The organism is Lacticaseibacillus paracasei subsp. paracasei, from assembly GCF_000829035.1.
In the GTDB taxonomy this organism is placed as follows: domain Bacteria; phylum Bacillota; class Bacilli; order Lactobacillales; family Lactobacillaceae; genus Lacticaseibacillus; species Lacticaseibacillus paracasei.
The window spans coordinates 604,312-617,952 of the sequence record NZ_AP012541.1; the positions used below are offsets into that span (position 1 = coordinate 604,312).

Consider the following 13,641-nt stretch of genomic DNA (forward strand, 5'->3'; position numbering starts at 1 on the left):
TGAAAAATAGAATTTTTTCTTGGCAATTTACGAATGAGTTGGGAATGCGATTTTATCGAGGCAACAAAAAACAGCTTGTGAGAATCAAGCCACAAGCTGCAGATAGTTTTTAGCTACTCAGGTAAATAAAAAGCGCAAGATTTCAGCATCCACATAAGGATTTTGGTGCAGCGTCGAGTGATAAGCGCCAACTGGTGTGCCAGTATAAACAAAGAGGGTGGTGGATAAGCCAGCCGCCTTAAATTTGGCGGCTAAACGTTTGACACCAGCAAGGCTGACGGCCCAGTCACCTTTTGCCCCGAAGACCTGTCCGCCAATCACTAAGATATGCAATGTTTTCGGTAACGCCCGAATCTGGGTCGTTGGATCACGATAGAACTCGCTCGCAAACGAGACATAATTGATCACTTGCGGCTGAAGATTGGCATGCGGTGTCGTCATGTAATTAAAGCTCAGATTGCTGCCCATTGAATGACCTACCAGATTCACACGAGTCACATGACGCTGGACGCGAAGCCAGTGCAGCAAGTCGGTGAGTTGCCGGACTTCCTTTTGTGGTGACTTAGCATCGGCAAAAACAACGTTGATGAGCGGATTTTTGCCATTGTAGCGGTCGGCTCCAGTGATCGTGCGTTTGCCGTCAGCACTGACATGAATCGTAGTGACTTGATCGGATGCCTTATCCTGCTTGAAGCGTTGAACCATTGGCCCGAAGGTGAGGCTGTTACTGCCATAACCAGGGACAAAAACTGTGACGATACCCGTATGACGATAGGCTTGCTGGTGAATTGCGCGGCTGCCCAGTTGCCACCAAAGCCAATAGCCGCCGCTAGCGAGAAGCAAAGTTACCAGTATCGATATGCTTACTCGCCGCCAGCGTTTTGCTGATTTAGCCATGAAGAGGGTCATCTCCTGCTGGACGCTTCAGTTGCTTGAAAACGCCTCGGAAAATTGGTCGCCGATTGATCGCTTGCACATGGCGATTATTCGGTTCAAAAAACTGCTGATAGCGGGCGACCTGATTCGAACTCATTGTGATCTCGGTTTGCTCAATGACATACCAAGTCACGCCTTCGGTTAACGGCGGGGTGGTGAGTGAGCCGAGGTAGTGAAAAACCGTGCCTTGTTTTGGCAGTAAGCGAGTCAGGTCAAAGTTGATTGGCTGCGTGACATGTGGTTGAAAATGATCGAGCACATCGGCCATGATCGGGTTAGCTTGACCAACTGGCACTAAAACCGCCACGACACAAAGCGCACCAATGGCCGATTGATGGACAAAATGGAGCTCCGCCACCGTTTTCTCAGCAACGATATGCTCCGCTGGCACGTGAAAATGGGCCTGCACAAAAGTCCAAGTGGTTTCATTAATCCGAGTCGTTCCTTGGCCAGCGAGCCGAATGGTGACCTGGTCATCAATTTCTTGATCGGTCATCCATGGTGTGAGAATCGTCATGTCGGTGTCGGCAGTGGTTGTCGCTTGACGAAGATCAATCGGTGATTGCTGGAAGCCGAAACTATTTGGCCACGAAGACTGCTTGGCATAATTCAAAATTGACATCGTGACAATCCTTTCAAAAAATGAATTGGCGGTGGGCAGTCGAAACTTCTGCTGTTAAAAACGAAATGCACCAGAAGTCATTTAGCAGACAGAGACTAAGAAAATCAAAACTAGAGATGAACTTTTCTCTAGAGCCAATTTTGCTCAGCAAATCCTACTGACTTCTGGCGCACATGATGGGCAGTTATTCGGCTGAAGAAGGGATGCTTTTTAGTTGAGAAATTTCACAGCCGTGCCATATGCCACAACACTTTGCATGTCACCGCCAATTGATCCGGAGTCAAACCGCATCATGACAACTGCATCGCCACCAGCTTTTTGGGCTTCGTCGCGTAACCGCTCGATCGCTTTTTCCCGTGACTCATGGAGCATATCACTGTAGGCTTTGATTTCACCGCCGACAATGTTCTTCAAGCCTGCACCAATGTTGCTGATAACATTCTTTGACTGTGTTGTTAAGCCGAAAACTTCGCCGATCACTTCATATTTTTTGCCGGGAATGTTTTCGGTGGTTGTGATTAAGATTTCTTGTGCCATGAGAGAATCTCCTTCATAAAAGTTGACGTAACAAATCAGTGGCGAGCTATCTTGCTGCTTATCAGACTACCACCGGCTTATGGTGACAACAAGCTAAAACGCTTAGCGTGACAAAACCGTTAGCTAGTGTCATCAGGTCAACATTTTTAGAAAAAACCTGAGCACTAGTTTGCCTCTTAAAGAAGTTTTTCCCGTTAGCTGCTCGTGCTAGAAAACAGACGCGATCAGGGCGTTACTTGAATCACAATTCGGCCTTCATGCGGCTCATCCAGCAATTGGTGGCCTTTCACAAAGCCTTCGCGGGTAAAAGGCAATACATAGCCGACTTTGACGGTTAATTTGCCTTGAGACATAAGATTAATCAAGACTTTGAGTGCTTGGCCGACTTCGGAGCCGCCAAGCGGTCGGGTATGAATGAAACGGATGCCGCGGTTGAGGAGCGGTTCGTGATGACTGACAGATACGATCAGCCCATTGTCCTTGGCCATGGCGACATCATCATCACCACCGATCCCGTCCATGGCGGCATTAATCACGACGTCGGCGGTTTTGGCAAGTTCCTTGACAGGATTCCCGCGGTCATAAGCGACAAAATGTTTAACCCCGAGTTGATTCACATCAACTTCATGGCGGCTGGCGGCGATACCAATCACCGAAGCACCGCGGGCAACGGCTAATTGGATCGCCGCGGAACCGACACCGCCAGAGGCGCCTTTCACGATGACGGTGTCGCCATCGTTAACATGACCTAGTTCGACCATTCGATAACCGGTCACGCCGGGGGTGATCAGAGCCACACCGTTTTCAGGCGTGATGGACTCAGGCAGTAACACACTCATGTCAGCTGCGGCCGTCACAATTTCTGCGTAAGCACTGGTGGTGCGCGCAACGACGCGATCACCAAGTGCAAATTGCGTTACCTGATCGCCGACAGCACTGACAATGCCAGCAACATCATATCCCGGCACGGTTAAGCCACTGCCACCCATTTGACGAGCAATGCGATCACGATTATTCAGACCGATCGCTTGGGACTTGATTTGAATTTCCCGTGGTCCCGGCGCTGGTGTGGCCAAATCGATGGCATCGATCACTTCCGGTCCGCCAGCATGACTAAAACCATATCCAAGCATCTTGTTCCCTCCTCATTAACGTGCTCACCAGCGCAGTTGCCTGCACCTGAGGCAGCTTACACGCCGGTTTCTTCTGCGTTGGTTCACGTTAAGCCTCTATATATCGGCATTTTACCCATGATAAGAAAGAAAAAACAATTAAAACGACCTAGCCGCTTAGGGGTGGAAACCTCTTACGCAGCTAGGTCGCTATGAAGGTGACACATGGTGGAAATGAACGAACCGGCCATCAGTAGATTACCGATTTTCTCTTCGCGGCTGGGGATCAAAACCATGTAACTGGCCTTTAAATTCATCAGGATTTTGACTGACATAAGTACCGCGGGCCCAACTGGCAGCGACAGTTTCATCAACTGGTTCATCGTGTTCGCTGTAATCCAGCCCCATTTTTTCAGCAGCAGGGGAGACCCGAATGCTGACGAATTGTTTGAGAACTACAGTGATTAGACTGACCATAGCACCAACTAAGACGATCACGATGGCGGTGCCGACAAGCTGGATTAGGAGCAGCTGCCATCCACCGCCATAAGCCAAGCCAGCGTGCGCAATGTCGGGGGCGACCTGTTTGCTGGCGAACACACCAGTCAAAATACTGCCGACAATCCCAGCGACCCCATGGCAGCCAAAGGCGTCTAAAGTATCATCAATGCCTAGCCGTGGCTTGATTTTGCTGATAAACCAGTAGCTTGTCAACGTTGCCGCAACGCCAATGCATGCTGCCCCAAAACTCGTGACATAGCCAGTGGCCGGGGTGATCCCGACAAGCCCACACAAGGCACCGGTACAAGTTCCGATCAGCGTTGGATGGCCGGTTTGCCAGATGTCCAGACACATCCATGTGACCAACGCCGCGGCGGCGCCAACCGAAGTCGTTAATGCTGCCGTCATCGCCGCTTGATTAACACCGAGTGCAGAGCCGGCGTTGAATCCATACCAGCCGATCCATAAAATGGCCGTGCCTAGAAGCACCCAAGGCCGATTATAAGGTGTGATATGTTCATCCGTGCGGCGGCCTAGAAAGGCGGATAGCGTCAAGGCGGTAATGCCAGCATTGATGTGGATCACTGTGCCGCCTGCAAAATCAAGCACACCCAGACCGGCCAATAAACCGTGCGGACTCCAGATCAAGTGGACAAGCGGGTAATAAACCAGCAATGACCACAAGACGATAAAACAAGTCAGAAACCTAAAATGCATCCGACCAACGACAGCGCCAACAAACAAGGCCGGCGTGATGATGGCAAACATCATTTGGAACAGCACATACACACCGGTTGGAATTTTCGCCGTGGTCACCGCGCCAAGCGAAAGATCACTCAAAAAGAAATGATGAACCTGACCGATGACACCGAAAAGATCGCCATTAAAACTGAGCTCATAGCCGACAGCGACCCAAAGTAGGATCGCAATCCCGGTGATGTAGAAAACCGACAGCATCGTATTAATCACGTTGCGTTTGGAAACCAGTCCACCATAGAAAAAAGCCAGTCCTGGCGTCATAAACCAGACTAATGTACTCGCAATAATTACAAACCCAGTATCAGCTAAATTCATCTCTTCCACCTCATTACCATTGATGGCGGTATTGTAGCATGGCATTTTTAATAACTTAGCGATTCGGTCGATCTATTGGCCTAGAGCAAATCTGGTGCTGAAAGGAGAAAGACTGCTATCAAAGGATTTTCGAAGCGGTAAAAAAACTGAAGACGCGTTAGCTTATGTGACATGAAAACTTGACGATTTTATGGCAAACAGAAAAATATGCCATTGGTCTATGCGAAAAAATTGGTTTTTAAATGAATATAAGTGAAGGCAATGTTTGGAAACTGGCGCAGGCGCCATGCAAAAACACAGGGAAAAGCGGCTACTGATTGCGACCATGCCAAACCCAAGATGGTGGTGTTTGGTAGCGCTCAGTGTAGCAGTTTTCCCTGTGTTCCTAAACAAACACGTTCATTAAAGTTCGCCGTCTGCGATTTGACCGAGCACAGATTTGGACGGAATGAAGAACAATTCGCCAGTTTCTGGCGTCGAAAAATCAAGCAGCCGATCAGAATTGTCAAACATGCCTTGCAACATACGCTTGGTGACCGTCCAATGACGGGCATAGCCAATGAAGTAGGTTCCGTTTTCGTTTTTGGCCGGATTACTGAACGGGACATTCATGCGCACAATTTTATGTTCAACGCCGCCGTCATTATCCTGAGAAACCACATTGTGGGCATTTGGCAGCTTCTTTTCGTCAGCTAACTCAATATCGTTGAATTTCTTTCGACCGATGGCTTTTTCCTGGTCCTCCGTCGTCAAATCGTTCCATGCTTTCATATTGTGTTGGTATTTTTGCGCAAAAGCATAGGAGCCGTTTTCAAATGTGGGATCTTCATCGCCGATCACCGCATACTCTGGCGTGTCGAGTGCGCTTGGATTTTCCGTGCCGTCGACAAAGCCAATGATCGCTCGGCCTTCGAAATAGCGGAAGCCATGGGTATCATCGAGTGTCACAGTCTGATCGTCAATGATGGTCATGATCTCTGACATGAGTTCGAACGGAACGGCTGAATTCTGCGAGCGAATGTGGAAGAACAGATCAGCTGGGGTTGCCACTGCGGTATATTTTGGCCCGACAACTGGTTGGAATTCCTCCAACTCTTTAGGCACCGGTGCTGCTGGGAAAAGATAATCCCAAGCTTTTCGCGACAAGCCAAATGCAACCGCCAATTTTGCATCTGGGTAGCGAATGTTCATGCTATTGATGAATGCTGGTAAGTGCTCTGCTAAGTCGGCAATCATGGCTTTGTCGGCTGCGGCATCTTCGCGCTTAAGGTCAAGCGTAGCAAAAATAATGTCAGACCCGGCATCCTTATAGACATCCTGTACATCACGTAAATTTATGGTCATCGTTACGCCTCCAAATTAGAATCATTCTAACCTACTATAGTCTACCATAGCGGTGGCTGATTGCAACGATTTCGCGATGTTTTTAACCTAGGCATTCGGTGGTAAAGTAAGAACAAAGGTTGTGATTGTTTGATAATTTCAGTAGCAGATCAAGCCGAACTTGTCATTCGACTGGTGGTGGCTGCACTTTGCGGCTTTGCCATTGGCTATGAACGCAAGAATCGCTTCAAAAATGCCGGTATCCGCACACATATGATTGTGGCGTTGGGTGCGGCCTTGATTATGATTGTTTCAAAATACGGCTTTTTTGATATTTTAGATTTGAAAAATATGGCATTGGATCCTTCACGTGTCGCGGCTCAGATTGTTAGTGGCGTCAGCTTTTTAGGCGCTGGCGCCATTTTGGTTCGCCACAATAACGTGAATGGTTTAACGACAGCTGCCGGGGTTTGGACGACAGCGGCTGTGGGGATGGCAATTGGGGCGAAGCTGTACCTCATCGGCTTGGCCGCAACTGTCCTAGTGCTCTGCATTCAAGTCCTGCTCCATCATCACTATCGCTGGCTGCCCAGCGGTGATAACGGCATTTTGACAATTCGGGTCCGCAGCGAAGGCTTTGACATGGTACATTTACGCGAAACATTAGGCAAGTACCATATCAAGGTCCTGAATGTGTCCATTAAACATGAAGGCGACGAAGTTAAAATGAACCTGCATGTGGAGAGTAAAGCCAATGAAGACATGCGGCGCCTGCTGACGTTTTATGCCGACAATCCGAATATTATTTCGATTGAATTCTAGGCAATCGCTAATTAAGTTGGCTAGTACCGTCTGCATAGTTGAGGGTCACACCAGGCTGAACGTTGAAGATGTAGACATTAAAATGAATCGTGTTGTCGCCGATACTTTGCGCACGCATCGCCACACCGCGTGGTAACAGTTCATCACCGCGAAAGATCGGGGTCACTTCATAACGAATAAAATGCTGGCGTGACTGTTTCAAATAATGTGCCATATCATCTTCATGGGCCTGCATCAACGGCGAATTTAACTGCCGCGTCCCAGTCATCAAATTTTTCGGATTATTATTTTCACCGGAAAGCTGAAAACCAATTAAATGGCTGCGGTTGTACAGCCATTCGCCATGCACTTTCTTGTTGTGCCACCCAGTTGGATTCCAAGTCAGCGGCTCGCGCTTGGCAGTTGGCATGATAGCTTGATTCAGTAAAGCATTGGCAGTACCAGCACGGTTGAGACTATCGAGATTGCTAAATGTTGTCCACGGGCCTTCATCAGTGGCAAGTTCTGCTTTCGTAAAACCAGGCTCGTTATTGTTGACGGTAATCTCGGCAGTGTTGTTGTAATTGAGCTGCGCCAGTTGCGTGACCGGCTGGCGCGAGGTGCCATCCGTTGCCGGCACACTGTTGCTAACTGAACTTGATTGCGGCGGTGTCCCCAGCAGTGAAGTGTGTTGCTGCGTGTAGGTATAACCGCCGCTGGCTAAGCCAAACAACAGCAATGTCGTCGCCAACCGCCGATTCGCCCGCCGTTGCCGCTTTGTGCCTTTTCGCAGCAAAAGCAGCAGCATGCCAGCGAGAATGAGACTGAATGTGATGAGGTTATTCATGTTGCCTCCAAATAGATTAGTTCCATATCAACCGGAAACTGGGATCGGATAACGCGGGTAAATTGTTCTGAATAGTCTGAGGATAGCATATTCTTCCACCATGTGAGCTGGCGTCTTTCAGTTCGCTTAATAACAAAATACGCCGATGCTGAACCGATTCCTTATTTTTATCAATTATCGTTGGCCCATAATGTCCTTCGCCAAGTGACTGACCATGTTAAGAATTCCAAAAGCCGAATAATGCATTTGTGAAACCCCCAAATATCTGCTAATATATGTAGAAATCTTTTAAGCGAGGTATAAAATTGCTCACAGTAAACAATGTATCGATGACGTTCTCCGACCGTAAGCTATACGAAGACGTTAATTTGAAATTCACGCCCGGTAATTGCTATGGCATTATTGGCGCAAACGGCGCGGGAAAATCGACTTTTCTTAAAATCATCCAAGGTGAACTGACCCCAACGACCGGGACGGTTAGTTTGTCGCCGAATGAGCGGATGAGCAGTCTGCGTCAGGATCACTTTGCGTTCGACAATCAAACGGTGATGAACACTGTTTTGCAAGGTTGGGAACGACTTTATCAGGTGATGACGGAAAAAGATGCTTTGTATGCTAAGCCAGACTTCTCTGAAGCTGACGGGAATAAGGCAGCCGAGCTGGAAGGCGAGTTTGCCGAAATGGACGGCTGGAACGCTGAAAGCGACGCGTCTCAGCTGTTGCGGTCACTGGGCATTGCGGAAAGTGAGCACCAGAAACTCATGGCTGATCTGCCTGAAGGGGAGAAGGTCAAGGTGTTGCTCGCTCAAGCGTTGTTTGGCAAACCCGACGTTCTGCTGCTCGACGAACCAACCAACGGGCTTGATCCGCAAGCGATTAACTGGCTTGAGAACTTTTTAGCTGACTATGAACACACCGTTTTGGTTGTCTCTCATGACCGGCATTTCCTGAATGCGGTCTGCACCATGATGTGTGATGTTGACTTCGGTAAGATCGAACTTTATGTCGGCAACTACGATTTCTGGAAGCAGAGTTCTGAACTGGCCTTGCAACTGCAAAGTCAGGCGAATGCTAAAAAAGAAGAGCAGATCAAGCAGCTTCAGGAATTCGTGGCGCGTTTTTCCGCCAACGCTTCAAAGTCAAAGCAAGCCACTTCACGTAAAAAGCAGCTTGAAAAAATTACGTTAGATGATATTCGGCCTAGCACACGGAAATATCCGTACATCAAGTTCGAACCAGAACGCGAAATCGGTAACGATTTGTTACGGGTCGAGCATGTTTCCAAGACAATTGATGGTCATGAAGTACTGAAAAATGTCAGCTTCATTTTGCGGCCAGGTGACAAAACAGGGATCATCAGCCGCAATGACGTGACTGCCACTGTGCTGATGCAGCTGCTGGCAGGTGAGCTTAAACCTGACACCGGCACCATCACATGGGGTGTCACCACCAGCCGTGCCGCTATGCCAAAAGACTTGAATCCTGAATTTGATCATGATGATCTGAACATTCTCGATTGGTTGCGGCAGTTTGCGCCACAAGACGAACAAGATAACACGTTCTTGCGTGGCTTCCTCGGTCGGATGCTCTTTTCTGGGGATGAAGTGCTCAAGCAACTGAATGTCTTGTCTGGTGGCGAAAAGGTCCGTTCGTACTTGGCTAAAATGATGCTAAGCAAGGCAAACGTCCTCATCATGGATGATCCAACCAACCATCTTGATCTGGAAAGCATCACCAGTTTGAACGATGCCTTGATCGACTTCAAAGGCTCATTAATCTTCACCAGTCATGACCATCAGTTCATTCAAACCATTGCTGATCATATTATCGAGGTTGGGCCACTCGGTGTTGTTGACCGTGCGGACACAAGCTATGATGAATTCACGCAACACGAAACCGCTCAGGCCCAGGTAGCCGATATTTATCCGGCTGATAAAAAGAAGTCAAAGGCGTAATTGCCGATATCACCTTGAGCGTTACAGCTTGTGACATCATACGCAGTTACTGTACAGGCGAACAATTTTCCGCAGTCAGGGAAATTGTTCGCCTGTTTGTTTGCTCATGGATAACTTATTGGAATTTATAAAAATCCCAGTGCCAAGGCAGAGCAATCGTAGGCCAGATGGGGTCGAAGCGCCGTCTCCGCTCTAGCTGCGCATCGCCAGCCCAGCTGGCCGGAGATTCCGGTGTTTGCACGGTAGGGGACTCTTGCATAGAGCTTTTCTGCATTGTTTGGAATCTAGCACATCATAATTGTTTGAATTTTAGAATTCTTGCTCATCTCTACTTCAATTTTGTTTTTCAAACCCATCTGATAGATAATATCAGCATAAGTAACCGACAAGATAAGTGTGTGTGACCCGCGCAAGTTGTTATTGAAAGTCTCACCAATCTGGTCACATCAGCTAAGAAAGCAGTGATCAATATGTCACAACCCATTACGATTCTTCTCAGCGTCACCGGCTTTATTGTTGCGATGATTGTCCTCAATGGTTTGTTAACCTGGCAGCGACAGCAAAAACTCAAGCGCCAATTGCTAGCTGACTGGGGCACTTTCCCTGAAAAACGGCCAAAAGGTGAGCGCTATTTAAAAGCCGCCTATCTTGATCATGAAGCCCAAGTTAATCACGATTGCCAAGTTGACGACCTGACTTGGCAGGATCTTGATATGTTAGACGTGTTTGAACAGCTGAACGTCACCCAAAGTAGTGTTGGCGCTGAACGGGTCTATGCACAATTGCGGGCTTATGATTTAGGTAAACCAGCTGTTGACGAGGCGTTGATTGCCTTTTTTCAAGATCATCCTGACAGCCGATTGAAAGTGCAAATGGCGTTTGCCGGACTGGGCATCGAGCCGGCGAACAATAGCCAACTTTATCTACGGACAACCACCAAAAAAGCCTTGCCGAATGCATGGCGATTCAAAGTAATGGGCGGTTTTCCATTTATCGGTGTCTTGTTGACGCTATTGTGGCCGGCAATTGGGGTGACCTTGATGGTGGTCAGTTTGCTGGTCAACGTGTTCTACTACATTTTGAAACGTGAAGGCCTTGATGCCGAAATTACGCCTTGTCCGGACGATTATCACAGCAGAACGTCTCGCCAAAATTAGCCAACCGACTCAAGCAGCATTGCGACAAGCAGTTAAACCAATGCGCGGCATCACGCGATTTGCGTTTGTCTTCCGGACCAAGACCGGCAGCATGGGCGACATTTTAACTGAGTATCTTAGCATTATGTTCATGCTGAGCTTTATTGCCTACAACACAGTGCTCGATCGCTTAAGCAGCCACCATGCTGAGGCGCTAGCCCTGTGGCAACGGCTGGGCGATTTAGAGTTGGCCATTGCCATTGCTAATTTTCGCGCGGCGGAAGCGACTACAACGCAGCCAGTTTTTGCTAAAGGCGGCATGACCGCTACTGACTTAGCCCATCCCTTGTTGAAACATCCCGTTGCCAACCCAGTTGACTGGCAGAAAAATGCGTTGATCACCGGCGCCAATGCTTCCGGTAAGTCGACCTACGTCAAAAGTATTGCGATCAATGCCATTTTGGCACAAACGATCAATACCGTGACAGCGACAAGTTTCACGATGGAGCCGGGAGAGGTCATCACGGCTATGGCGGTGCGTGATGATCTGAGTGAAGGCGATAGCTATTTTGTTGCAGAAATTAAAGCAATTCGGCGGCTGCTCAATGCCGTTGCTAAAAAGAAGCGCGTCTATGGTTTTATCGACGAAATTTTAAAAGGGACGAACACCGTCGAACGAATTGCCGCTTCAGCGAGTGTCATTAATTGGCTAAAGCAATATCCGAGTCTGGTCGTGGTTGCGACACACGATAACGAATTGACGGACATTATGGGCGATCAATGCGTCAACTGGCATTTTCAAGAGAAAGTGACGAAGGAGTATGGCGTTGTCTTTGACTATTTGCTCTATCAAGGCCCGGCCACTTCGCATAATGCCATAGCACTGTTGGCAACCATGGACTATCCAACGTCCTTAATTCACGATGCGCGGCAGTTGGCTGCGGATTTTGAACGTAGCAAAGCATGGCCTAAGTTTGTTAAAGGAGGGATTCAAGCGTGACAGATGCAGATAAAATATTTGAGGCTATTCGTCAGAATCCCGATAACGCTGACTTTACCGCCCAAGGATGGGATCCGCTATATCATATTGAACCTGAAGCAACGATCCTCATCGCCAGTCAGGCACCAGGACGAAAAGCACAAACGACAAAAACATACTGGAATGATCCGAGTGGTGACCGCTTGCGAACTTGGATGGGCGTCACCAAGGATCAGTTTTATCACAGCGGTAAAATTGCAGTTTTGCCCTTAGATTTTTATTATCCCGGCAAAGGTAAGTCAGGTGACTTGCCACCGCGTAAAGATTTCGCGGCCAAGTGGCATCCTTCTTTGTTAGCCTTAATGCCAAAGATTCAACTTACAATTGTGATTGGCGCCTACGCCCAAAAATATTATTTAGGAAAGCATCGCGAAAAAACGCTGACTGCCACTGTCAAAAATTTCCGGGCGTATTTGCCTGACTATTTTCCGATCGTCCATCCTTCGCCTCTAAACTATGGGTGGGTTAACCGTAATCCATGGTTTATGACCGATGTGGTGCCGGCATTACAGGCGCAGGTTGCAGACTTGATGAAGTAGAATGAATTAATGTGACGCGCTCGCAGGAGTCTACACATACCGACCTTGAAAAAGTCAGGCCATCATTCACAGCCCTCAAATAAATGCGAACAGATTATCGCAAAAGGTTTTTGTCGTCCTAGATCTCGTGCATAACTTATCCGGATATAAGGATGAAGGCGGAGCAATCGGAGGCCAGATGGGGCTCAGCCGTGCAAACAACACAGCGACCGGGTTTTGTCGCTGATGTTGTTAGGCGACTTCGAGACCCGTTTTTGGGCTCGAAGCGCCGTCACAGCGTTCCAGCCCCAGCTGGCCGGAGATTGCGGAGTTTGGCACGGCGGGGATTTGTTAGCCCAGCTCTTTTCTGGATTATTTAGGATTTGACAAATCATAAGATCACTTACGTTTTGATTTTCAGGTGCTACTGTGTAGTCACAAAAAGGCTGAGATCGCGGAAACGCTCCGCCGCGATCTCAGCTTTTTAAGTAGCCGTTTGCTTGAATAATTTAATGAGTGATTGAACTTATGGTAATGTCACGAAAATGAGTGCGCCAACAACGCCGCCAGCTAAAGGACCGAGAACAGGTACCCACGAGTAACCCCAATCAGAGCCGCCTTTATGTGCAATCGGCAGGATGGCGTGCGCCAAGCGTGGGCCGAGATCCCGCGCCGGGTTAATTGCGTAACCGGTTGTCCCCCCAAGTGACAATCCGATTGCAGTGATCAAGATACCAACGCCCATCGGAGCTAAACCTGCTGTCCATTTGCCTTGCGCAAAAGCTAATAGGCCAAAAATCAAGACAGCAGTGCCGATGAATTCAGACAAGAAGTTAGCGGTATAGTTGCGAATGGCTGGGCCAGTCGCAAAAACGCCTAAGATGGTTGCTTGGTCATTGGTCTTCGTCCAATGTGGATAGTAATGCAGCCAGACAACGGCGGCTCCTAAGAAAGCACCAAGCATTTGGGCAGCGACAAACGGCAGCACCCATGACCAAGAAAATTGACCGATGGCGGCAAAAGCAATGGTCACCGCCGGATTGAGATGGGCCGGGCCAAGGAAAGCGGCGGTATAAACGCCCATGGTGACAGCCAGTCCCCAACCAAGGGTGATGGCAACCCAGCCAGCATCCTTTGCTTTTGATTGGTTGAGTGACACGCCAGCCACCACGCCGTCACCAAGGAGAATCAGGATGAAGGTGCCGATAAATTCACCTAATGTTTGTGTCCACATGTTGAT

11 protein-coding genes and 1 pseudogene are annotated in these 13,641 nt (G+C 48.5%); 4 read left to right on the top strand and 8 right to left on the bottom strand.

The annotated features are described in order from the left end of the window. Nucleotides 1–117: 117 nt before the first annotated feature. From LBPC_RS02895 to LBPC_RS02920, 6 genes are all read right to left on the bottom strand, one after another. Nucleotides 118–897 carry an alpha/beta hydrolase gene (locus tag LBPC_RS02895; protein ID WP_003662817.1) on the bottom strand — a complete coding sequence of 260 codons (780 nt, stop codon included), beginning with the start codon at nt 895–897 and terminating at the stop codon, nt 118–120. Then, nucleotides 890–1,558: a carbonic anhydrase family protein gene (locus LBPC_RS02900; RefSeq protein WP_003662818.1), complete on the bottom strand. Its 669-nt coding sequence runs from the start codon at nt 1,556–1,558 to the stop codon at nt 890–892. Before LBPC_RS02900 ends, LBPC_RS02895 begins: the two co-directional genes overlap by 8 nt. A gap of 210 nt (nt 1,559–1,768) precedes the next feature. Then, nucleotides 1,769–2,095 carry a heavy metal-binding domain-containing protein gene (locus LBPC_RS02905; RefSeq protein WP_003563651.1) on the bottom strand — a complete coding sequence of 109 codons (327 nt, stop codon included), beginning with the start codon at nt 2,093–2,095 and terminating at the stop codon, nt 1,769–1,771. A 224-nt stretch (nt 2,096–2,319) separates the two neighbouring features. Next, nucleotides 2,320–3,228, bottom strand: coding sequence for a quinone oxidoreductase family protein (locus LBPC_RS02910; RefSeq protein WP_003662819.1), 909 nt, complete (start codon nt 3,226–3,228; stop codon nt 2,320–2,322). A 237-nt stretch (nt 3,229–3,465) separates the two neighbouring features. Then, nucleotides 3,466–4,782, bottom strand: a complete 1,317-nt coding sequence (locus tag LBPC_RS02915) for an ammonium transporter (RefSeq protein ID WP_016383474.1) — start codon at nt 4,780–4,782, stop codon at nt 3,466–3,468. Nucleotides 4,783–5,184: 402 nt separating this feature from the next. Continuing rightward, a complete protein-coding gene (locus LBPC_RS02920) occupies nt 5,185–6,126 on the bottom strand; it encodes a Dyp-type peroxidase (RefSeq protein ID WP_041091411.1) in 942 nt (313 codons plus the stop codon). Nucleotides 6,127–6,255: 129 nt separating this feature from the next. Between LBPC_RS02920 and LBPC_RS02925 the strand changes: the two genes are divergently transcribed. Then, complete coding sequence (locus LBPC_RS02925) at nt 6,256–6,927, top strand: MgtC/SapB family protein (RefSeq protein WP_003563659.1); 672 nt, start codon at nt 6,256–6,258, stop codon at nt 6,925–6,927. Between the two features lie 7 nt (nt 6,928–6,934). Here the strand turns inward: LBPC_RS02925 and LBPC_RS02930 are convergent, their stop codons facing one another. Continuing rightward, entirely contained in the window at nt 6,935–7,753 is an 819-nt protein-coding gene (locus LBPC_RS02930) for a DNA/RNA non-specific endonuclease (RefSeq protein WP_003662822.1), read from the bottom strand. A gap of 305 nt (nt 7,754–8,058) precedes the next feature. Between LBPC_RS02930 and LBPC_RS02935 the strand changes: the two genes are divergently transcribed. The 3 genes and pseudogenes from LBPC_RS02935 to LBPC_RS02945 all read left to right on the top strand — a co-directional run bounded on the left by LBPC_RS02935 (nt 8,059) and on the right by LBPC_RS02945 (nt 12,422). Beyond that, complete coding sequence (locus LBPC_RS02935) at nt 8,059–9,708, top strand: ABC-F family ATP-binding cassette domain-containing protein (RefSeq protein WP_025375994.1); 1,650 nt, start codon at nt 8,059–8,061, stop codon at nt 9,706–9,708. Nucleotides 9,709–10,178: 470 nt separating this feature from the next. Continuing rightward, nucleotides 10,179–11,844 (top strand): annotated as a pseudogene (locus LBPC_RS02940) (MutS-related protein). Continuing rightward, a complete protein-coding gene (locus tag LBPC_RS02945; protein WP_003662827.1) occupies nt 11,841–12,422 on the top strand; it encodes a uracil-DNA glycosylase family protein in 582 nt (193 codons plus the stop codon). Before LBPC_RS02940 ends, LBPC_RS02945 begins: the two are co-directional and overlap by 4 nt. Nucleotides 12,423–12,927: 505 nt before the next feature. On the opposite strand, the gene LBPC_RS02950 is transcribed toward LBPC_RS02945, so the two are convergent. Next, complete coding sequence (locus tag LBPC_RS02950; RefSeq protein WP_003573922.1) at nt 12,928–13,635, bottom strand: MIP/aquaporin family protein; 708 nt, start codon at nt 13,633–13,635, stop codon at nt 12,928–12,930. Nucleotides 13,636–13,641 lie beyond the last annotated feature (6 nt).

Bases quoted from the DNA above. Each gene is read 5' to 3' on its own strand.
- LBPC_RS02895 (WP_003662817.1), bottom strand. From the start codon at position 897: ATGGCTAAATCAGCAAAACGCTGGCGGCGAGTAAGCATATCGATACTG.
- LBPC_RS02900 (WP_003662818.1), bottom strand. From the start codon at position 1,558: ATGTCAATTTTGAATTATGCCAAGCAGTCTTCGTGGCCAAATAGTTTC.
- LBPC_RS02905 (WP_003563651.1), bottom strand. From the start codon at position 2,095: ATGGCACAAGAAATCTTAATCACAACCACCGAAAACATTCCCGGCAAA.
- LBPC_RS02910 (WP_003662819.1), bottom strand. From the start codon at position 3,228: ATGCTTGGATATGGTTTTAGTCATGCTGGCGGACCGGAAGTGATCGAT.
- LBPC_RS02915 (WP_016383474.1), bottom strand. From the start codon at position 4,782: ATGAATTTAGCTGATACTGGGTTTGTAATTATTGCGAGTACATTAGTC.
- LBPC_RS02920 (WP_041091411.1), bottom strand. From the start codon at position 6,126: ATGACCATAAATTTACGTGATGTACAGGATGTCTATAAGGATGCCGGG.
- LBPC_RS02930 (WP_003662822.1), bottom strand. From the start codon at position 7,753: ATGAATAACCTCATCACATTCAGTCTCATTCTCGCTGGCATGCTGCTG.
- LBPC_RS02950 (WP_003573922.1), bottom strand. From the start codon at position 13,635: ATGTGGACACAAACATTAGGTGAATTTATCGGCACCTTCATCCTGATT.